The 21,452-nt window shown below is 43.6% G+C and carries 23 protein-coding genes; 11 read left to right on the forward strand and 12 right to left on the reverse strand.

Going from position 1 to position 21,452, the window contains the following annotated elements:
• Positions 1-55 precede the first annotated feature (55 nt).
• The 3 genes from recR to F893_RS10880 are packed head-to-tail and all read right to left on the reverse strand — an operon-like array spanning position 56 to position 2,211.
• Positions 56-652 carry a recombination mediator RecR gene (gene recR, locus F893_RS10870; RefSeq protein WP_005100074.1) on the reverse strand — a complete coding sequence of 199 codons (597 nt, stop codon included), beginning with the start codon at positions 650-652 and terminating at the stop codon, positions 56-58.
• A gap of 13 nt (positions 653-665) precedes the next feature.
• Entirely contained in the window at positions 666-995 is a 330-nt protein-coding gene (locus F893_RS10875; RefSeq protein ID WP_004278699.1) for a YbaB/EbfC family nucleoid-associated protein, read from the reverse strand.
• 28 nt (positions 996-1,023) lie between these two features.
• Positions 1,024-2,211 (reverse strand): O-succinylhomoserine sulfhydrylase, encoded by a 1,188-nt coding sequence (locus F893_RS10880; RefSeq protein WP_004278701.1) that lies wholly within the window; start codon positions 2,209-2,211, stop codon positions 1,024-1,026.
• A 142-nt stretch (positions 2,212-2,353) separates the two neighbouring features.
• Here F893_RS10880 and F893_RS10885 point away from each other — a divergent pair, with 142 nt between their 5' ends.
• From F893_RS10885 to F893_RS10930, 10 genes are all read left to right on the forward strand, one after another.
• On the forward strand, positions 2,354-3,451 hold the full coding sequence (locus F893_RS10885) for an alpha/beta fold hydrolase (protein ID WP_005252044.1): 1,098 nt from the start codon (positions 2,354-2,356) through the stop codon (positions 3,449-3,451).
• A gap of 62 nt (positions 3,452-3,513) precedes the next feature.
• Positions 3,514-4,386 (forward strand): NAD(P)-dependent oxidoreductase, encoded by an 873-nt coding sequence (locus F893_RS10890; RefSeq protein ID WP_005252047.1) that lies wholly within the window; start codon positions 3,514-3,516, stop codon positions 4,384-4,386.
• Between the two features lie 86 nt (positions 4,387-4,472).
• The gene (locus tag F893_RS10895) at positions 4,473-4,742 is read left to right on the forward strand and encodes a YARHG domain-containing protein (protein ID WP_004278704.1); all 270 of its coding nucleotides are present in this window, start codon (positions 4,473-4,475) and stop codon (positions 4,740-4,742) included.
• A 31-nt stretch (positions 4,743-4,773) separates the two neighbouring features.
• Positions 4,774-5,187: an HIT family protein gene (locus F893_RS10900; protein WP_004278705.1), complete on the forward strand. Its 414-nt coding sequence runs from the start codon at positions 4,774-4,776 to the stop codon at positions 5,185-5,187.
• A 342-nt stretch (positions 5,188-5,529) separates the two neighbouring features.
• Positions 5,530-6,663, forward strand: a complete 1,134-nt coding sequence (locus F893_RS10905) for a porin (RefSeq protein ID WP_005252049.1) — start codon at positions 5,530-5,532, stop codon at positions 6,661-6,663.
• A 436-nt stretch (positions 6,664-7,099) separates the two neighbouring features.
• On the forward strand, positions 7,100-7,291 hold the full coding sequence (gene cydP / locus F893_RS10910; protein ID WP_005252051.1) for a cytochrome oxidase putative small subunit CydP: 192 nt from the start codon (positions 7,100-7,102) through the stop codon (positions 7,289-7,291).
• On the forward strand, positions 7,291-8,877 hold the full coding sequence (locus F893_RS10915) for a cytochrome ubiquinol oxidase subunit I (RefSeq protein ID WP_005252053.1): 1,587 nt from the start codon (positions 7,291-7,293) through the stop codon (positions 8,875-8,877). Before cydP ends, F893_RS10915 begins: the two co-directional genes overlap by 1 nt.
• The gene (gene cydB, locus F893_RS10920) at positions 8,874-10,019 is read left to right on the forward strand and encodes a cytochrome d ubiquinol oxidase subunit II (RefSeq protein ID WP_005252056.1); all 1,146 of its coding nucleotides are present in this window, start codon (positions 8,874-8,876) and stop codon (positions 10,017-10,019) included. The genes F893_RS10915 and cydB overlap by 4 nt, the downstream gene beginning before the upstream one ends.
• A gap of 26 nt (positions 10,020-10,045) precedes the next feature.
• Positions 10,046-10,147 carry a cytochrome bd-I oxidase subunit CydX gene (gene cydX, locus F893_RS17515; RefSeq protein ID WP_004278713.1) on the forward strand — a complete coding sequence of 34 codons (102 nt, stop codon included), beginning with the start codon at positions 10,046-10,048 and terminating at the stop codon, positions 10,145-10,147.
• A 3-nt stretch (positions 10,148-10,150) separates the two neighbouring features.
• Positions 10,151-10,453 carry a cyd operon YbgE family protein gene (locus F893_RS10930; RefSeq protein ID WP_004278714.1) on the forward strand — a complete coding sequence of 101 codons (303 nt, stop codon included), beginning with the start codon at positions 10,151-10,153 and terminating at the stop codon, positions 10,451-10,453.
• 152 nt (positions 10,454-10,605) lie between these two features.
• Here the strand turns inward: F893_RS10930 and rodA are convergent, their stop codons facing one another.
• The 6 genes from rodA to F893_RS10960 form a co-directional block, all read right to left on the reverse strand.
• Positions 10,606-11,745, reverse strand: coding sequence for a rod shape-determining protein RodA (gene rodA, locus F893_RS10935; protein WP_005252059.1), 1,140 nt, complete (start codon positions 11,743-11,745; stop codon positions 10,606-10,608).
• 112 nt (positions 11,746-11,857) lie between these two features.
• A complete protein-coding gene (ispD, locus tag F893_RS10940) occupies positions 11,858-12,571 on the reverse strand; it encodes a 2-C-methyl-D-erythritol 4-phosphate cytidylyltransferase (RefSeq protein ID WP_005252064.1) in 714 nt (237 codons plus the stop codon).
• Complete coding sequence (locus F893_RS10945; RefSeq protein WP_004645271.1) at positions 12,540-12,932, reverse strand: septum formation initiator family protein; 393 nt, start codon at positions 12,930-12,932, stop codon at positions 12,540-12,542. Before F893_RS10945 ends, ispD begins: the two co-directional genes overlap by 32 nt.
• 7 nt (positions 12,933-12,939) lie before the next feature.
• A complete protein-coding gene (eno, locus tag F893_RS10950; protein ID WP_005252066.1) occupies positions 12,940-14,229 on the reverse strand; it encodes a phosphopyruvate hydratase in 1,290 nt (429 codons plus the stop codon).
• A 59-nt stretch (positions 14,230-14,288) separates the two neighbouring features.
• Positions 14,289-15,146, reverse strand: a complete 858-nt coding sequence (gene kdsA, locus F893_RS10955; protein WP_004278721.1) for a 3-deoxy-8-phosphooctulonate synthase — start codon at positions 15,144-15,146, stop codon at positions 14,289-14,291.
• 32 nt (positions 15,147-15,178) lie between these two features.
• A complete protein-coding gene (locus tag F893_RS10960) occupies positions 15,179-16,819 on the reverse strand; it encodes a CTP synthase (protein WP_005252068.1) in 1,641 nt (546 codons plus the stop codon).
• A 225-nt stretch (positions 16,820-17,044) separates the two neighbouring features.
• Here F893_RS10960 and F893_RS10965 point away from each other — a divergent pair, with 225 nt between their 5' ends.
• A complete protein-coding gene (locus tag F893_RS10965) occupies positions 17,045-17,467 on the forward strand; it encodes a hypothetical protein (protein ID WP_370940779.1) in 423 nt (140 codons plus the stop codon).
• Positions 17,468-17,523: 56 nt separating this feature from the next.
• Here the strand turns inward: F893_RS10965 and F893_RS10970 are convergent, their stop codons facing one another.
• The 3 genes from F893_RS10970 to F893_RS10980 all read right to left on the reverse strand — a co-directional run bounded on the left by F893_RS10970 (position 17,524) and on the right by F893_RS10980 (position 21,293).
• Entirely contained in the window at positions 17,524-18,636 is a 1,113-nt protein-coding gene (locus F893_RS10970) for a YheT family hydrolase (protein ID WP_005100043.1), read from the reverse strand.
• Between the two features lie 70 nt (positions 18,637-18,706).
• On the reverse strand, positions 18,707-19,117 hold the full coding sequence (locus F893_RS10975; RefSeq protein ID WP_005100041.1) for a nuclear transport factor 2 family protein: 411 nt from the start codon (positions 19,115-19,117) through the stop codon (positions 18,707-18,709).
• A 151-nt stretch (positions 19,118-19,268) separates the two neighbouring features.
• Positions 19,269-21,293 (reverse strand): NADPH-dependent 2,4-dienoyl-CoA reductase, encoded by a 2,025-nt coding sequence (locus F893_RS10980; RefSeq protein WP_005252076.1) that lies wholly within the window; start codon positions 21,291-21,293, stop codon positions 19,269-19,271.
• Positions 21,294-21,452 lie beyond the last annotated feature (159 nt).

The raw sequence follows: 21,452 nt of genomic DNA on the forward strand, positions 1-21,452 counted from the left end.
ATATTCTAATTAATATCTTTTTTATATTAAAACTAACAAGATATTTAAGCTTAGCTTACTTCATGCGCATCCGGTTATGTACTGCCTGACTCAAGGTATGACTGTCGACATATTCCAGCTCACCACCTTGTGGTACGCCCTGGGCAATTCGGGTCATCTGGATCGGCAAATGCTTACTGGCCTCAACCAGATAATGCGCCGTAGCCTGACCTTCTACCGTGGCATTGGTTGCCAGAATCACTTCTTTCACCTGACCATTGGCCAAACGATGCAATAAGTACGGAATACCGATTTCTTCGGGACCAATACCATCCAGTGGCGATAAATGTCCGCCCAATACATGATATTTACCTCTGAAACTACCACTTTGCTCAATCGCCATGACATCTGCAGGTGATTCCACTACACAGAGCAGTTCATCATCACGATCCAGAGAGCTGCAAATATTGCAGACTTCGTCTTCGGTCAGAGAATGACAGACTGAACATTCATGAATGTGATTGGTTGCCTCAGTCAGCGCATGTGCCAGACCAATAGCACCCTCACGATTTTTCATGATCATATGCAATGCCATACGTTGAGCCGATTTTGGCCCAACGCTTGGCAAAATGCGTAATGCTTGAACGAGTTGATCAAAACGATCACTAAACATTGCGCATTCTTCCTTAGAACATACCTGCAAGACCAGGCGGTAAACCCATACCTGAGTTCGCTGCTTTCATTCTTTCGTCAGATACCACTTCTGCCTGACGTGCTGCATCATTCATTGCTGCTGCAATCAGGTCTTCGATCATGTCTGGATCATCCTGAAGTAATTCAGGATTGATTTCGATACGCTTCACTACGTTACGGCAAGTCATGGTTACTTTCACCAGACCGCCACCCGCCTCGGCATGCACTTCAGTTTGCGCAAGCTCTTCTTTGGCTTTTTTTACGTTGTTTTCAACTTCTTTCTGCATGCGCTGAGCTTGCTGCATCAACATGTTAATGTTCATAAATATCTCCGAACATAAATTTATAAAATTAAATCAGGTCTAAACCGCGACGAATATCCTGGATAATATCACCAATCTCTTCCAAACCAACAGATACGCGAATCAAACCTTCGCGAATACCGGCAGCTTCTTTGGCTTCAGGCGACAATTTACCATGTGTCGTGGTTGCCGGATGGGTAATGGTCGATTTCACATCGCCCAAATTACCGGTAATCGAGATAAACTGGGTATTGTCGATGACAGTCCATGCTTCCTCACGGCCACCTTTGACTTCAAAAGACACAATACCGCCAAAACCGCTCTGCTGTTTGGCTGCCAGTTCATGACCGACATGTTCAGGCAAGCCCGCATAATATACTTTTTCCACTTTTGGATGCTGGTTCAAAAATTCAGCCAGTTGCTGAGCACTTGCCGAATGTTCACGCATACGTAAACGTAGTGTTTCCAAGCCTTTCAGGAAAACCCAGGCATTGAATGGGCTCATTGATGGGCCGGTAGTACGCACATAACCGAAGATTTCTTCTAGTAACTTGTGATTACCAACAACAGCACCACCTAGCGCACGGCCTTGGCCATCCAGATATTTAGTCGCAGAATACACCACCAGGTCTGCACCAAATTTGAGTGGTTGTTGTAACACCGGTGTACAGAAGCTGTTATCAATCGCCAGCAAGGCATCATTGGCATGCGCAATATCAGCGAGTCCCTGTATATCGGCTACTTCCGCTAAAGGATTCGATGGAGATTCAACAAAGAGAATTTTTGTTTCAGGCTTGATGGCATTTTTCCATGCATCAAGATCGGTCAAATCAACGAAATCAACGCTGACGCCAAATTTTGCGACATATTTTTCAAACATGGAAACCGTAGAGCCGAAGACAGCACGTGAACAGATCACATGATCACCCGCTTTTAAAAAAGCCATCATCACTGCCATAATGGCTGCCATACCCGAACTGGTGGCGACGGCGCGCTCTGCACCTTCAAGTGCAGCTAGACGCTTTTCAAACATGGCAACGGTCGGATTGGTAAAGCGAGAATAGATATTGCCCGGTTCCTGGCCTGAGAATTTAGCTGCGGCTTCTGCAGCATTTTCATACACAAAAGACGATGTTAGAAAAATCGGTTCGCCATGCTCACCTTCAAAAGTGCGGGTATGACCGGTACGAATGGCTAAAGTTTCTAATTGGTAAGAAATATCGTCTTGCTGGCTCATCGCTTTACCTCAGCCCTCAGGCTGCCTTTTGTAAAAATTTGCCAACATTTTGAGCGCCTAAGCTATTTCAGGTCAAGGCATAATAAGCGATTATTGCTTAGACTTCGATCAATCCTCCCGCGGATACGGATATTTTATTTACATGATTCAGTTAAAACAAAACTTTCAGCGCCAGCAAAAAAAATTGAAACACCTCAGCACCCGGGTGTTTAATGCCTCCTCACTGATCCTGTCGCAAAAAACCCCTTTTGAATATATTGCCGGCACCGAGTTTTGCAAGATTCGTTATTACGCTTCACCTGAGAAAAAATATAAGGAGCCTCTGGTTTTCATCGCACCGTTAGCCATTAATATGGATATCTATGATCTGTATCCTTATCGCTCTCTGGTCAAGCATTTTCAGCATAGCGGTTTTGATGTCTATCTGGTGGAATGGAAACGTTTTAACTTTAAACATCGCCACCTGAACTTTTTATCTTTTATTGATGCAGCCATTCCTCAATCCATTGAAACCATCTGCAAGCATTCGGGCAGTCAGTTCATTTCCCTGCATGGCTGGAGTATGGCTGGCGTGTTTGTCACGCTCTATACCGCCCTGCATTCGCCTGAACATGTCAAGAATCTGATCGTGGTGGGCAGTCCTATCGACAGTTATGCGTCAGGACGTGTCGGCAAACTTTTTTCTACGACAAACAAACTAATTTCTAAAAACAAAAATCTGCAACAAGCCATTCATCAAGGACTGATTCCAAAGCAATATATTCATACGCCGGGTATTGTAAATGCCTTGGGCTTTAAATTACTCGATCCGATTGGCTGGCTCAAAAGCCAGAAACAGTTTCTGTTAAATCTAGATCATGTCGAAGATGTCTATGAACACGCCACCATGGGAAATTTCCTGAACAAGATGATTGATTATCCAGGTGGGATTAATCAGGACATGGTGCTGCATTTATGGCTGCAAAATCCTTTAAAACAGGGTTCTATCACTTTGGATGGCCGTGTCGTTGATCTTAAAAATATCAGCTGCTCCCTGTTGGTAGGTGCAGGTCAAACCGATCAGATTGTCACAGAACAGTCAGCTAAGCCTTTGATGGAATTGACAAGTAGCCAAGATAAGACGTTTACTCTTATACCGGGTGGTCATCTTGGACTAATGTCGAACCAGAAAACGGCAAATACATTCTGGCCCAAAATGACGACCTGGCTGGTGCAGCGCTCTACACGTCTTGATGTTTAGTGTAGATTCCCCGCACCAGAAAAAAATATTAAATAGCTTTAAACATATTCAGAGGGTACAGCATGATTCAGTCAGTGGCATTTATCGGCCTAGGTGCAATGGGTTTTCGTATGGCAGCACACTTACCCAAGCATTTTGATACGGTCTATGTCTGGAACCGCAGCTTTAACAAAGCAGAGCAACATGCGGCTGAATATGGCACCCAAGCCGTCACACTGGAACAGGCCGTACAGGCAGATGTAATTTTTTCTTGCCTGCCCACCAGCGCTGACGTTGAACGACTTCTGGAAAATCTGTCGCTTAAATCCGGTTCAGTCTGGGTCGACTGCACCAGTGGTGTACCGGATTCTGCCCAAAAACTGGCAGTACAACTGGCTGAACATGGGGTAATCTTTCTGGATGCACCGGTCAGCGGTCAAACCATTGGCGCTGAAAATGGCACTTTAACCGTGATGGTAGGCGGTAATGTGCAGGGTTATGAAAAAGCCCTTCCTGCGATGCAGGCTTTTGGCAAGCTGATCAAGCATGTCGGTGAATCTGGCGCGGGTTTTGCAGTGAAGGCCGTAAATAATATGTTAATGGCTGTAAACCTGTGTGCCGTTGCTGAGGGCTTTACTACCTTGAAAGCGCATGGGGTAAACCTGCATGAAGCACTGGATTGTATTAATGCTTCAAGTGGTAAAAGTATGGTGACTGAAACCGTATTGCCACAGCGTATTTTAAACCGCAGTTTTCCTGTAACCTTTGCCCTGCCACTCTTGGCCAAAGATACAGGCATTGCAATCGACCTTGCACGTGAAGCCAAACTTTCTGCGCCTGTGCTCTCGTTGACCCAGAATCTGATTCAGGCGGCCAGCGATCTGTCGGATAAAAACAGTGATTTTTCCAGTGCTGTGAAAATGTATGAATCATGGAGTAATATTACCATCGAGTAATATCTCGCCATTGAATAATGATAACGAAACCTCATATTGTGACTAGTAGGCAGGCACATATAGTGGATAACCCAGAGGAAACTCTCATGAAGAAATTTTCTGTTGCAGCATTGATTGGCTTTGCAACTTTGTTCGGGGCTTCAACATCGGTTCTTGCATCTGAACAAGAGTGCAAAAAATTAAAAAATGATCATGACGTGATTTATGCGTCTAAAGGTTTCTGTTTCAAAGATCCTGAAGCAAAAGCCAAGTTTGGTAATGACAATTGCTATACAACCAAGCCAAAATTCTCGGAAAAAGAGCAACAACGTCTTGACGCGATCAAAGATCGTCAGAAAGAATTGAACTGTAAATAATTCAGTTTAATAACGCTCAAGGAATGTACTTATGACTTATGATGATCAGAATATTTTTGCACGAATTCTACGCGGTGAACTTCCTGCGATAAAAGTGTATGAAGATGACCAGGTTCTTGCATTTATGGACATCATGCCTCAGGCAGAAGGTCATACTCTGGTGGTTCCGAAAACTCCGGCGATCACTTTACTGGATCTGCCACCTGAAGCTGCAGCCTATACGATTCAGATCGTACAGAAAGTTGCAAAAGCCATTGAAAAAGGTTTAGGTGTGGACGGTATCGTGCTGATGCAATTATCAGGTGCCGCAGCGGGTCAGACCGTACCACACGTACATTTCCATCTGGTTCCTACCTCTTTGCACAATCTGGGCAAACATGCAGCACAGATGGGCGACCAGGAAAAAATTAAAGCGCTGGCTGAGAAAATTAAAGCTGCCCTTTAAGCTATTCTTAATACCTAAAAATGGAGCCTCGGCTCCATTTTTTATGTCTAATGTATTTCACTCTTGATTAAGCCACTAAAATATCAGTAAAAGTCACCTAGCCTATTTTTAGGTTTTGCAGCAAACACCGAACTTAGCTGCATTTGTATTAATTCTGTTAATCCCACTCATAATCCTATAAAAAATAAGGCAATGATTCTTTAATATTTCTGAAATATTTCCTTAATCATATTGACTTATTTGTAATGAATACTTGGCACCAATAGAGCAGTAGATGTTTCAAAACAATACTGAAACTTGTTTTTAAGACGATGAATAAAAAAGTCTTTATTGGAGCAACACATGAAAAAAACGTTATCTGCATTAGCAATCGGGGCAACAATTTTAACACCAGTGATGGCAGCTGCTGCTGATGTTAAAGTGTATGGTCGTGCACACGTTTCTTTAGATTATCTGGATGATGGCCAGGATTATAACGAAGTAGGTCTTTCTTCAAACTCTTCACGCCTAGGCTTTAAAGCTGAACAAAAATTAGAAAACGGTATGACCGTATTTGGTCAAATCGAACAGGAAATTAACTTTGCAAGTGGTTCTGCAAATGACGATGTTGAATTTGCAACTCGCGATACTTTTGTTGGTTTAAAAGGTGATTTCGGTCAAGCACGTATCGGTCGTTTTGACAGCCCATTCAAAGTAGCACGTGGCCCGGTCAACGTCTTTGGTGATATGGTCGGTGATGTTCGTAACGTCACACGTGCTGGCAACTTGCGTTTTGATGAACGTAATAACAATACCATTGAATATAAATCACCTAAGTTTGGCGGCGGCTTTAATGTTTTAGCAGCACTTTCTTTACACGAAGGTAATAGCCCTGATAGCGTGTCAACGTCTTCACCAAAAACTACTGTAATTGAAACTGTGAATGGTCCAGTAACAGTAGTCGTACCGGGAACCACAACTACTACCAATAAAGATAATCGCGATGATAAAGCATACGACCTCGCTTTAACCTATAAAGAAGGTAAAGTTGATTTTGCTGCTGCCTATGAACATTATGAAGAAGATGCAGGTCGTGGCGAACGCGATGGTTTCCGTATTGCTGGTGCTTACAAAATCACCCCTGAATTCAATCTGGGCGGTTTATACCAATTCCTTCAACATGATAATTCTGAAGCAAACCCAGATGCACAAGTATTTGGTGTAGCCGGTGAATATAAATTTGCACCAAAAACCTCATTCCGTGGTGAAGTATTCCACCGCGATGTCGATGCGGATGATGCGAATGCAACTTTACTGGCAATCGGACTTGAGCACCGTTTAGATCCAACAGTTCGCGTTTATGGCAACATAGCAACTGTATTAAATGATGAAAACTCAAACCTTACCCCTTGGGCACAAGGCCGTACCAATACTGTAGGTGGCGTACGCGGTGAAGACAGTCTAGGACTTTCCCTAGGCATGCGTTACGACTTCTAAGTCCAGTCTCCCTCACAAAGCTTAAAAAGAACATGCCTCCAGCATGTTCTTTTTTTGGTGTGTTTTTTATCAATATAAATATGATGTGAAAGATTGTGACACTGATATTCAACCCTTATAAAACCAACCAATTTAGTTTGATTAATTTTATTCTTTATTTTAAAACCAAGCATTTTAATCAGATTAAAAAATATTAATCCAACTAAAACAATCTACATTCGAATATATAAATATAAGCATTTTAGTCGGATTTAAAAACCAATAAAATTACATAAAATAATAAAAAATATTTAGAATAAATTTTAACTCATATAAATATATATTTTTTATTTTCAGATACTTGTAAATATATATTTATTTAAACTGTATCGTCTATTTATTTTTTAGTTACAATAGATTAATAATATACAACAAGTCATATAACAGGCTTAGTCGAATGAGCTTAGTTCCCAAAAATCTAAACCAGAGAGTGGTTAGAGAAATAACCGCTATTTTAATTATCAAGTTTATTTTACTGATGATCATTAAAAATATCTGGTTTGATGCGCCTACGATTCCTAAAAATTTTGATAACCAAGTCGCCGAGCGTATCGCCGGCAATCCTTCCCAAATCCAGGAGACACGTTGATGATTTCTGAAAGCGTGGTCGATCTCTCGCGGTTCCAGTTCGCCATGACCGCGATGTATCACTTTATTTTTGTTCCACTGACGCTAGGTCTAGCATTTCTGCTTGCCATTATGGAAACCACCTATGTGATTTCCGGCAAAGAAATCTATAAAGACATGACCAAGTTCTGGGGAAAACTGTTTGGTATTAACTTCGCCTTGGGGGTAACCACCGGTCTGACCATGGAATTCCAGTTCGGAACCAACTGGGCTTATTACTCGCATTATGTTGGTGATATTTTTGGTGCACCGCTGGCGATTGAAGGCCTGATGGCCTTCTTCCTTGAATCGACTTTCATCGGGCTGTTCTTCTTTGGCTGGGATCGCCTGTCCAAAGTGCAACATCTGGCAGTCACCTGGCTAGTCGCTTTGGGTTCGAACATGTCCGCACTCTGGATTCTGGTCGCCAATGGCTGGATGCAAAACCCGGTCGGTTCGGCATTTAACTATGAAACCATGCGTATGGAAATGGTGGACTTTGCTGCCCTGATCTTTAATCCGGTCGCTCAGGTTAAATTCGTGCATACGGTATCCGCCGGTTATGTCACGGGTGCTATTTTCGTACTGGCTATTTCAAGTTATTACATGCTGAAAAAACGTGACCTGCCCTTTGCACGCCGTTCTTTTGCCATCGCAGCCATCTTCGGCCTTGCTTCTACACTTTCGGTGATTTTACTGGGGGATGAATCAGGTTATGAGCTGGGTGATGTACAGAAAACCAAACTGGCAGCAATTGAAGCCGAATGGGATACCCACCCTGCGCCTGCACCATTTACTTTGTTCGGTATTCCGAATAAGGAAACCATGACTACAGATTATGCAGTGAAAATTCCTTATGTGATGGGTCTGATTGCTACACGTTCTACGACTGAACAAGTCACAGGTATTAAAGACCTGCTGGTTCAGCACGAAGCGCGTATCCGTAATGGTATGGTGGCATATTCACAACTGGAAAAATTACGTGCTGGTGATCAGTCTCCAGAACTGAAAACCGCTTTTGAAGAAAGCCAAAAAGACTTAGGTTACGGTCTGCTTTTGAAAAAATACACGCCAAATGTCGTTGATGCCTCTGATGAGCAAATCAAAGCGGCTGCTAAAGACACTATTCCACACGTACCAAGTCTGTTCTGGGCCTTCCGTGCCATGGTAGCTTCCGGCTTCCTGATGCTGCTTTTATTTGCACTGGCAACTTTTGCGGTAGCCAAACGTAATGCAGAAAACAAACCATGGTTATTGAAATTTGCCTTATTTGCACTGCCTTTACCTTGGGTTGCTGCGCAAACTGGCTGGTATGTGGCAGAAGTAGGTCGTCAACCTTGGACCATTGGTGAGGTATTACCGACGCATCTTTCAGCATCAAGCTTAAGCACAGGCGATGTATGGGGTTCGATCCTTGCATTGGCAGCGTTCTATACCGTGTTACTGATTATCGAGATGTATCTGATGATCAAGTTCTCACGTCTTGGCCCAAGCTCACTGCATACCGGTAAATACCATTTTGAAAAGCTTGCAGCTGCAGAAAAAGCAAATGGGGAGACTCAAGCATGATCGAATATGAATTATTAAAAATCATTTGGTGGGTGCTGGTCGGCGTATTGCTGATTGGCTTTGCCCTCACCGATGGCTTCGATATGGGCTCTATGGCGATCATGCCATTTGTGGGCAAAAATGATAGCGAGCGTCGGGCAGCGATCAATACCATTGCGCCGCACTGGGATGGTAACCAAGTCTGGTTTATTACTGCCGGCGGTGCGTTATTCGCTGCCTGGCCAATGGTCTATGCAACCGCCTTCTCTGGCATGTACTGGGCACTGTTACTGGTATTGTTTGCCCTGTTTCTGCGTCCGGTCGGTTTTGACTATCGATCAAAACTGGAAAATACCAAATGGCGTAATTCATGGGACTGGGGTCTGGCCATTGGTGGTGCAGTGCCTGCATTGGTCTTCGGTGTGGCATTCGGCAACATGTTCCTCGGTGTACCATTTACTTTAGATGAAACTGTACGTTCAACGTATACAGGTAGTTTCTTTGCCCTGCTCAATCCATTTGCAATTGTGTGTGGTCTGGTCAGTTTATCGATGCTGTGTGCACATGGTGGTGCATGGTTAATGCTGCGTACTGATGGTGATCTACGTCAGCGTTCTGCCAAAGCAACACAAATCATGGGTCTGGTTTATCTGGCTACCTTCCTGGCTGCAGGCGCTTGGCTGTACTTTGGTGGTATTCAGGGCTATACCCTGGTTACACCTTTTGATACCAATGGTGTTGCCAACCCGCTTGCCAAAGAAGTGATGACCAATGCCAATCCAGGCTGGATGAACAACTATTCAACTTATCCAATCACAATGGCTGCGCCTATTGCCGGCATTTTGGGTGGCTTGATCATTGTACTGGCAGCAGGTAAAAATAAAGCAGGCTTGAGCTTCCTGGGTTCATCTCTGGCTGTAATCGGTGCCATCCTGACTGCCGGTTTTGCCCTGTTCCCTTTCCTGATGCCTTCAAGTATTAACCCGATTGCAAGTCTGACCATGTGGGATGCGGTATCCAGTAAAAATACCTTAACCGTTATGACCGTTGCTGCCTGTATCTTTGTTCCACTGATCCTGATCTATACCACTTGGTGTTATTACAAGATGTGGGGCGTGATTACCAACAAACACATTGAAGATAATTCACACAGCCTGTACTAAGGGCTGTGTCTTAAGGAGAGACAACTATGTGGTATTTTGCTTGGATTCTGGGTGTACTGATGGCATGTTTTGCCAGTGTGATTGCTGCCATTTACATGGAACAACACCAAGACCTAGATGAGGAATAAAACATGACCGAAGCTGCGCTTGAGAAAACCGTTGTAGACAAGAAACCAAACAAATTTGCGATGATGATTTCCTGCCTCCTGGCTTTTCCTCTCGCAGCAGTGTTATTGGTTCATCCTTCTGCAATGCTGGATGCCAATGGTGAATATAGCCATAGTGCCATGATGTATATCATGATTGGTATTTCTGGAGGCTTTGTCCATGGTGTTGGCTTTATGCCGCGCCACTGGTTCTGGAAATGGTTGTTTAGCCCTTTCCTAGCATGGCCTTTAATGATCTGGGGTTATTACACCTGGTTTCTCAGTTAAAGTATGAAATTAAAAAGCCCTCATTTGAGGGCTTTTTAATTTCATACGAATTCTAAAATATTCTTCTTTTTTCTTCTGGCCAAAACAGGATTTTTAAAACAACTTATTTTAAGTATATAAAAAGCCGGAACCAGTCCGACTTTTAGAATGATTTATCGATGAGTATGAATCGACATCACAATGCCCATCCCGGCCAGCATGGAAATCACTGCCGTTCCACCATAACTCATGAGCGGTAATGGATCTCCAGTTACAGGTAAAATCCCGCTCACCATGCCTGAGTTTAAAAATACAAAGAAGAAGAAAGTCAGTCCCATGGCTCCAGCATATAAACGGCCAAAGTTATGAAAGCTGTTTAAACCAATCATCAAACAGCGAATAATAATGGCAGTGAATAAACTGAACAGCAGAAAAACACCGATAAAACCGAATTCTTCAGCATAGGTCGACATAATAAAGTCAGTATGATGTTCAGGCAGATAACCTAAATGTGATTGCGTACCTTCGGTATAGCCTTTGCCCGTGGAACCACCTGAACCAATGGCAATTTTGGACTGGATAATATTCCAGCCCGCGCCCAAGGCATCCGACTCCGGATCAAACAAGGTGGTAATACGCTTTTTTTGATACTCTTGTAGCACAAACATCCATGCAACCGGTGCTGCCACAGCAACTGCTGCAACTGCACCACCAATCAGACGCCATGACATGCCACTTAAAAATAGAACAAAAATACCGGGAATCACCAAACCAATATTCAAGTCAGGCTGAAGTGCCACCAAAACAAATGGTATGCCCAATAAAATCAAAGCCCCGACAATATGCAAAAATTTGGGAGGAAACGGCTTACGTGCAAAATACCATGCCATCATCAAAGGCATCGCAAATTTCATCACCTCACTCGGTTGCATACTTCCTACCCCTGGCAAGGTAATCCAGCGGGTTGCACCTAAACGTTTTTCACCAATCACAAAGACCAGAAGCAGCATGAAGATCCCGAAGGCATACAGGTATGGACTAATCGCCTGATAGACTTTCGGTGGAATTTGTGCACAGATAAACAGCAGCACAAAACCAATTCCAAAACTGATCGCCTGACGCACCACCATGCCAGAGTCTTCGGAGGTCGCGCTATACACCACCATTAAACCCAGGATTGCATTGAGAACCAGAAAGCACAATAACCATGGATCAAGGTGCAACTTGGTCCATCGAGATGAATCTTGCGGGTTAATACTACGTCCATCACGCAAAGAGTGACGTAAAAACCGATACTGCTGTGAAGGTATCATTGGCCAAAAGGTGAAAAAGAATGATGGCAAAATTATAAGTGAAAGCTCTAGGGAATAGATCGCTATAGCCAGATTTATTCTGCTTTTATTTAAATATTATTTGAATATATTTTTAAGCCTGAGCCTGTAAAATCAGCCTGGCCAGTTCCAGATCATCCGGATAGGTAATTTTAATATTATCAGAACGCCCCTGCACTACTTGTACTGACTCACCAATATGTTCCAGTGCGCTGGCTTCATCAGTAATGATCGCACCATCTTTCAATGCTTGTTGAATAGCACGCTTTAAGACTCCCAGTTTCGCCATTTGTGGTGTTTGTGCCTGCCAGAGCATTGAGCGGTCCACTGTTTCCTCAATATCAAAATTGGTTACTACACGCTTAAGTGTATCTCGCACCGGAATCGCCAGAATCGCAGCCCGATCCTTGGTAATTGCCGTATTGACCAACTGTTGCAGACAATCCTGACTGACACAGGGACGCGCCGCATCATGTACCAGCACCCAGTCATCTTCAGAAGCGATTTGAGATAAATAGGTCAATGCGTTCAATACGGAATTCACCCGCTCTGCACCACCCAAACAAAAATGAGCTTTCTCCAGACTGGAAAATGGCAGGGTTTTCGCCACGTTGTCCTGTTCACCAATCGCCAGGACATAACCCCTCAAAGGCAGTTGATTCAGACGAGCCACCGTATGTTCGAGAACAGTTCGCTCTTGAATCATCTGATATTGTTTCAGTTCTGTTTTGGAGAAACGGCTACCGGAACCTGCAGCTGGAAGAATGACCCAAAGTTTAGGGTGTGGTTGGTGCTTCAGCTGACTCATTGGTTCGCAGGTCTACTTTAGAATTAGGATTAAGATAGATCGGTTTATATTGAGTACTGATCGTGCTCATTTGAATAAAAGTTTCGCGTGGCTTAATCAGACCAAGATCTAAACGCGCATGTTCTTCGATGGCTTCAATACCATTCTTCAAATCATAAACTTCTGCTGCCAGAACGCGATTACGCTCTTTTAGCTCATCATTCAATTCCATTTGTTGTTGGATTTTCTGGGTCAGTTGCTGATGATCATGATAACCACCTTCACCAAACCAGTATAAATATTGAAACCCTGCGATCAAAATGATCGCAAGGCCCAACAGTACTTTACTCGCAGTCGAGTCGAATACATTTAACATTGACATAAGTCGCTTAGTTCAAACCTTTGAACTCAGCTTTACCGCGATATGCAGCATTAGTCAATTCTTCAATACGAAGTAATTGATTATATTTCGCTACACGGTCAGAACGGCAAAGTGAACCCGTCTTGATTTGACCCGCTGCTGTACCTACTGCAAGATCAGCAATCGTTGAATCTTCCGTTTCACCTGAACGGTGTGAAATTACCGTAGAGTAACCATTTTCTTTCGCAAGATAGATGGCATCTAAAGTTTCAGTCAAGGTACCGATCTGGTTGTATTTGATCAGAATCGAGTTACCCACTTTTTCGTTGATACCACGTTGCAGGATTTTAGGATTCGTTACGAATAAGTCATCGCCAACCAACTGGATCTTGTCGCCAAGAATAGAAGTCAGGTAAGACCAGCCTTCCCAGTCAGATTCGTCCAGACCATCTTCAATCGAGATAATTGGGTACTGGCTTACAAGACCTGCTAAATAGTCAGAGAACTGATTGCTTGTGAACGCTTTGTTGCCTTCGCCCGCAAGAATGTACTGACCATTTTTGTAGAATTCTGAAGATGCACAATCCAGCGCAAGCATGATGTCAGAACCTGCTTTGTAGCCAGTTTGACCAATTGCTTCAAGAATAACCGTAATTGCTTCTTCGTTTGAACGTAAGTTCGGTGCAAAACCGCCTTCATCACCTACCGCAGTGTTTAAACCTTTTTTGTTTAAAACTGATTTAAGTGAATGGAAGATTTCAGCACCGGCACGTAGCGCTTCAGAGAATGAAGTGAAGCCTACTGGCTCAATCATAAACTCTTGAATATCGACGTTGTTGTCTGCATGTGAACCACCATTGATGATGTTCATCATTGGTACAGGCATGGTTAAAATCGTTTGACCGCGAAGATCTGCGATGTATTGAAAAAGAGGAGTTTTCTTTTCTTCAGCAGCAGCGCGCGCAGCAGCCAAAGACACTGCCAAAGTTGCGTTTGCACCTAATTTTTCTTTGTTTTCAGTACCGTCCAACGCGATCATCGTGTTATCGATGTCTTTTTGTTCGAATACTGATTTACCGACCAAAGCGTCACGGATTAACGTATTGACGTTATTTACCGCAGTTTTAACGCCTTTACCTAAGTAACGCGCTTTATCGCCATCACGAAGTTCTAAAGCTTCACGAGAACCAGTTGAAGCACCAGATGGTGCACATGCACGGCCAACTACGCCAGATGCTAAGATTACGTCTGCTTCGATGGTAGGGTTACCACGAGAGTCCAAAATTTCACGTGCACGAATGTCAACGATTTGGCTCATGAACTATTCCTCAGTTGATTAATATGAGCTGCCTATACGGCAGCGCAAGAGTGATAAACTCAGTGTGTATCTAACTTTTCGAAACCTTTAACCAAGGTATCCAATTCTTTTAGCTGTGCCAGGAAAGGCTCAAGTTGAGACATGCGCAGCGCACATGGACCATCACACTTGGCTTTTTCCGGATCTGGATGTGCTTCCAGGAACAAGCCAGCAAGACCCGTTGCCATACCCGCACGCGCAAGCGTTGTAATTTGCGCACGACGACCACCGGCAGAATCTGCGCGGCCGCCTGGGGTTTGTAAGGCATGGGTTACATCAAAGAACACCGGGACATTCATCTCTTTCATGATGTCGAAGCCCAGCATGTCTACAACCAGATTGTTATAGCCAAATGCCGAACCACGTTCACAAATAATCAGCTTGTCATTTCCAGCTTCCAGACACTTATGCAGAATATGACGCATTTCATGTGGAGCAAGGAACTGGGCTTTTTTGATGTTGATGATGGCATCGGTTTTTGCCATGGCTTCAACCAGATCCGTCTGACGGCTCAAGAAGGCTGGCAATTGAATAATGTCTGCCACTTCCGCCACAGGAGCCGCTTGGTACGGCTCATGTACATCAGTGATGATTGGCACATTAAAATGTTTTTTAATGTCAGCTAACCACTCGAGACCTTTTTCCAGGCCTGGGCCACGGAAAGAGTTCAGGCTTGAACGGTTGGCTTTATCAAAGCTGGCTTTGAACACATATGGAATACCCAAACGTGTGCAGATATCGACATAAGTCTCTGCGATTTCAAAAGCCAGGTCTTTAGATTCAAGTACATTCATTCCGCCGAATAATACAAATGGCAAATGATTTGCCATTTGTATATCGCCCAAACGTACAATTTCTTGTGGTTTTAATTGCGACATTTAAACTTCCCTAGTTGTGTCCTACGCACCGATTATTTGGTTTTTTGGTACTGCTTTTTCGCAGCATCAATGAAACCGGCAAATAATGGGTGACCATCACGTGGCGAGCTGGTAAATTCCGGGTGGAATTGTACTGCAATAAACCAAGGATGTGCAGGAATTTCAACAGTTTCTACCAAATGCTGTACCGGAGAATAACCAGAAATCTTCATGCCTTTTTCTTCCAGCACTGGGATATAACGGTTGTTCATCTCGTAACGGTGACGATGGCGCTCGATGATTTCTTCAGAACCATAAACTTCTGCAGTTTTAGTCCCTGCAACCAGTTCAGATTTTTGCGCGCCAAGACGCATCGTACCACCCAGATCAGAATCAGCAGAACGTTGCTGAACTTCACCACGCTCATCTAACCATTCAGTAATTAAACCAATCAATGGAGATTTCGTTGAACGGTTAAATTCAGTCGAAGTCGCATCTGCAATACCAGCAACATTACGTGCGTATTCGATCACAGCCAACTGCATACCCAAGCAAATACCGAGGAACGGCACACCGTTCTCACGAGCGAACTGAATCGCCTTCATTTTGCCTTCAGTACCGCGTTCACCGAAACCACCTGGAACTAGAATCGCATCAGCATCTTTCAATACTTCTGCTACATCTTGGCTTTCAAGCTCTTCAGCGTTTACGTAGTCAATCTGAACTTTCACACGGTTTTGAATACCCGCATGCAGAAGTGCTTCGTTGACAGACTTGTATGCATCTGGAAGTTCAACATATTTACCAACCATTGCAACACGTATGGTGTATTCAGGGTTCAGTAATGCTTCTACAACGTTATCCCAATCTGTTAAATCAGCTTCAGGAAGATCGTTATAACCAAAACGTTCACAGATTAAATCGTCAACATTTTGTTCGTAGAATGTACGTGGAATCTGGTAGATCGAACGTGCGTCTTTACATACCACAACGGCACGTGCTTCAACGTTGGTAAATAATGCAATCTTACGCGTCGTATCTGCATCTACATCGTATTCTGTACGGCAGATGAGAATGTCTGGCTGAATACCAATCGACAGGAGTTCTTTAACAGAGTGCTGTGTTGGTTTGGTTTTTAATTCTGCTGCAGACTTAATGTATGGGAGTAACGTTAAGTGCATTAACATGGTACGTTTATGACCAAGTTCAACCATTAACTGACGTACAGATTCCATGAATGGGAGAGATTCAATGTCACCTACAGTACCGCCGATCTCTACGATCGCAACGTCATAACCTTCGCCTGCACGAAGTACACGCTCTTTGATATTGTCAGTAATGTGTGGAATAACTTGAACAGTACCGCCTAGATAGTCACCACGGCGTTCTTTGTTTAGAACATCCTGGTAAACACGGCCTGATGTGAAGTTATTTAGTTTGGTCATTTTCGCACGACGCAAGAAACGTTCGTAGTAACCCAAGTCTAAGTCTGTTTCAGCACCATCTTCTGTAACAAAAACTTCACCATGCTGGAATGGGCTCATTGTCCCTGGATCGACATTAATGTATGGATCCATTTTTACCATGGTCACTTTTAAACCACGAGCTTCTAAAAGTGCAGCAACAGAAGCAGCTGAAATACCTTTACCTAGTGATGAAACTACACCACCAGTAACGAAAATAAAATGGGTCATTGGGTTTCTCGTACAATCGAGCCTAAATCGGCCTGCAATGTTGCGCAATTTTACTTTACCTTGTACCTAGAAAGCAAAGTCAATCCGCATCAATTCAAAGAACAATAAACAATTGACTATTCTAACAGCAATTCCTATAAAAAATTACAGTAAGTTCATATGATTTCTATCTTGCATTTTGCTGCTATAATAGTGTATCCACTCCACACTTTTATGTTTGATGCAATGATGATGAAGAAACTTTTAATCTCCACCCTAATCCTGACTGGCCTGACATTAACTGCGTGTGTAAAAAAAGAAGCACCAAAAGAAGAAGAGCAAGTAGAAGTTACTCCAGCATCTGAAATCTCGACTCCAGAACCAACGCAATTTGAACCGCTTGAACCTGTAGAGCCAGCGGCAATTGAAGAGGAAGTAGCGCCAACGGTTGAAATTCAACGTGAGCAAACTGAAAACACCACGACTGAAATCCGTCGTGAAATCAAAAAACCAGAAACTACTGAGCCGGCACCAGTGCCTGAAACCCGCGAAGAACCTGCGTCAAAGCCTGCTGCGACCACACCTAAAACCAATTCAAATCCAGAAAACAAGTCTGAGGATGATGCGGTTGCTGACGCAATTGCCGCAGCGATGCCAGCACTTGACTAATTACAGTATCATTCATCAAAAAACCCAGCAGATGCTGGGTTTTTTATTGGAACTTTTTAAGCGGATACTGTTGCCGGTGCACGAGATAAGTGAATCAAATAGTCTGCCATTAGTCGGGTAGCCCAAGATTCGGTTTGCATCAAGCCCTGATAAAAGCCGCAATGACTGCCTTTTTTGGTGGTAATCACCATAATATTAGACATCGCCCGAATTTTTTCTTTATAAGGTTCTAAATTTCGGATGTGACAAACCGGATCATCCTCCGCATTTAAAATCATCAGTGGGATTTTGACACTTTCAAACACATAAATCGGATTGGTTGCCTGAGTATAACTGGCATAATCCGCAAATCCGGCCAGTTCAAAATAGAGTTTTTCAAATTCGGACAGATCTTTAACTTCTAATAACTGTTTCCAGCTTGGGCAGACCTGCCAGGTTTCTTGATAAGGATGAATAAAGCGCTTAATCAGTTTTTTGGCCATGACTTTACTGTAAAACGGATGCACATTGGCAAAACCGGTTTCAGTGTTATAGCCAGGGCATAAGGCAAAAGCCGCTTTGAGTGGGGTTTGTTCACCTTCTTCGCCCAGATAACGCACTAACAATCCCGTACCCGCAGAAGATCCAACCCCATAGAGATCGGACTGAGGAAATCTGTCCTGTATATACAAGAGCTGCTCACGCAAATCCTGAGTTGAACCAAACAGGTTCATTTTAGGCACAGGCATGGGTAAGTCTGCATGACCACGGCGTAAACACAATGCCACACGCCAACCGGTATGTTTATGCAGATCACGAACCAGTTCACGCATCGATTCAGGAGAACCGGTTATCGTATGCAATAAAACAATGGTAGGGGTATTTGCAGGAAGATCCAGTCCATACCAGGCAATACCGGTAATTCCGCCATCTGACATTTTCAGCTGTTCAAGCGCGTCATATTTCAGCTTAATGGTACGTTTTTTAATTAAATCGAAATATAGAATATGTGCGTGTGCATTGGCTAACCACGGCGTAGGGCGATATTTTTGTTGCAGCTGCGGTAAGCGTTCAATGAGTCCCGAAAATACACCATTCGGATTGTAATACAGGGTCGGCTCGTCTGCTCCGCTGAAACGATCCAGATATTCACTGGAAAGCTGACCCAATTTTTTAAGCAACATTTTCATCTGTCATCCCCCTCTAGTTGTACTAGCTGTGATTTACAAATTTCATGCCGACTTGAATCAATAGTTCGAATTAAGTTTTAGCTTGGAATGATTGCATCCGCTGGCCCATCTGTACAGCCAAGGCCTCAAGTCCGGACTTAGGTCGAATCATGACTTCAAAATCAATCATCTGACCCTCTTCATTAAACTGAATCATGTCAACTCCCTTTAGTTTTTTATCGCCCACATTGGCAGAAAACTCAAGTACGACATTGTTACCATCTTCACTTATAAATTCACGGTGATAAGTGAAGTTTTCAAAGACTTGAATGACATTGGTCAAAATAAAAAATACCAACTGTTTTCCAGGATAAGGCTGAAAAGCCACAGGCGAACGAAATACCACTTCTTCAGCAAGCAGCTCATTCAAGATCGACATATCACGGCTTTCTAGCATCTCATGCCAGCGTGCAATGGATTTTTTGGTATTTTCGATGGTCATTTTGAATTCCTTTTTTGTTTTAGTATTAAAATACTCATCCCTTTTTAAAGGTGAGAAGTACTGCTTCGTAAGGGGGATTCTTTCTTACAAATCCTCTCCCTAACCCTCTCCTTTAATAAAGGAGAGGGAAAAAAAGCAAGTTTTAATATTTTCAGATCACCGCTGCCAATTCAGCACCCTGACGGATTGCACGCTTGGCATCCAATTCACCCGCTTCTTTCGCTCCACCAATCAGATGCACATTTTTCCCGGCTGCTTTTAGCTCATCAAACATGGCGGTATAAGATTCCTGACCGGCACAAATGATCACGTGATCGACTTCTAGTACCGCAGGTTTGTCATTTACGATTATATGTAAGCCCTGATCATCAATTTTTTCATAATTGGCGCCCGCAATCATTTTTACATCACGGTGTTTTAAACCAGTACGATGAATCCAGCCTGTGGTTTTACCCAAACTTGCGCCGACTGAAGCGGCTTTACGTTGCAATAAATAAATTTCACGTTGCGGTTTTTCTACATTTGCAGCTTTTAAGCCACCGACATTTTCATAGTCAGTATCAATACCCCATTCATCATAGAATTTTTCCGGATTGATACTGCCACTTTCTCCTTCATGACTCAGGAATTCGGCTGTATCAAAGCCAATACCACCTGCACCAATAATGGCAACTCGCTGACCCACTGGCTTACGTTCTTTCAAAACGTCCAGATAAGACAATACTTTTGCATGATCAATGCCTGGAATCTCAAGCTGACGCGGTGTCACGCCTGTTGCCACCACAATGTCATCAAAGTTTGACTGAGCCAGCTCTTCCAGACTCGCCTTATGATTCAGTTGCAATTTGATACGTGGCTGTAATTCAATCTGGCGTTTGAAATAACGCAAGGTTTCATAAAACTCTTCCTTGCCTGGAATAGTCTTGGCAATATTAAACTGTCCACCAATCTGAGCAGCGGCTTCAAATACCGTCACCTGATGACCACGATTTGCAGCATACACAGCAAAGCTTAAACCTGCAGGACCCGCACCAATCACGGCAATATTTTTTGCTACATTGGTTTCTTTAAAAATGAGCTCTGTTTCATAGCAGGCACGTGGATTGACCAGACAGGTGGCAATTTTCATTGAGAAAATATGATCCAGACAGGCCTGATTACAACCGATACAGGTATTGATCTCATCGCTACGACCCTGCTCCGCTTTCAGGACAAACTCAGAGTCTGCCAGCATCGGACGGGCCATAGAAATCATATCAGCATCACCAGACGCCAATACATACTCAGCCATTTCCGGAGTATTAATACGGTTTGAAGTGATTAAAGGGATCTTCACCTGACCTTTCAGCTTACGGGTGACCCAAGTGAAGGCTGCACGAGGCACTTTGGTGGCAATGGTCGGAATACGCGCTTCATGCCAGCCAATGCCGGTATTGATAATGGTCGCACCGGCTTTTTCAATTTCTTTGGCTAACTGGATGACTTCTTCCAGAGTTGAACCGCCTTCGACCAGATCCAGCATAGACAAGCGATAAATAATGATAAAGTTCTCACCGACCATTTCACGGGTACGGCGTACGATTTCAATCGGGAAACGGATACGGTTTGCATAGCTTCCGCCCCACTCATCATCACGATGGTTGGTACGTGCTGCAATAAACTCGTTAATCAGATAGCCTTCCGAGCCCATGATTTCTACACCGTCATAACCGGCATATTGAGCCAGCTTGGCACAATTGGCAAAATCATCAATGGTTTGCTGCACTTCAGCCGAAGTTAAAGCATGCGGTTTGACTGGATTGATCGGTGCCTGAATTGGGGATGGCGCGACATTTTCAGCCTGATAAGAATAACGCCCGGTATGCAGAATCTGCATGGCAATTTTCCCGCCCGCCTCATGTACGGCCTGAGTAATCACTTTATGCTTTTCAGCTTCTTCAAGAGTGTCAAGTTTGGAACCACCATGAAACGTTACGCCATGATCATTTGGAGAAATCCCGCCGGTGACGATTAAAGCGACTCCACCTTTGGCACGCTCTGCATAGAAAGCTGCCATCCGATCATATCCGCCGGGTGCTTCTTCCAGACCAACGTGCATGGAACCCATTAACACGCGGTTTTTAAGCGTGGTAAAACCCAAGTTCAAGGGGGCAAGTAAATTCGGATATTTAGACATTTCAACTCCTGAGCGTGCGTTTAGGCTGGCTATTGTTTTAGCAACTGGCAGTTTGATCCCTCAACCCATCCAGTTTAATGCAATTTGTTGCACTAATTTATATGCCAGAATTGATTTTTATGCAACATGTTGCATAATAATCCCGAGTCACTTTTTTGA

The sequence above is a fragment of the Acinetobacter sp. CIP 102136 genome, assembly GCF_000369685.1.
In the GTDB taxonomy this organism is placed as follows: Bacteria; Pseudomonadota; Gammaproteobacteria; order Pseudomonadales; family Moraxellaceae; genus Acinetobacter; species Acinetobacter fasciculus.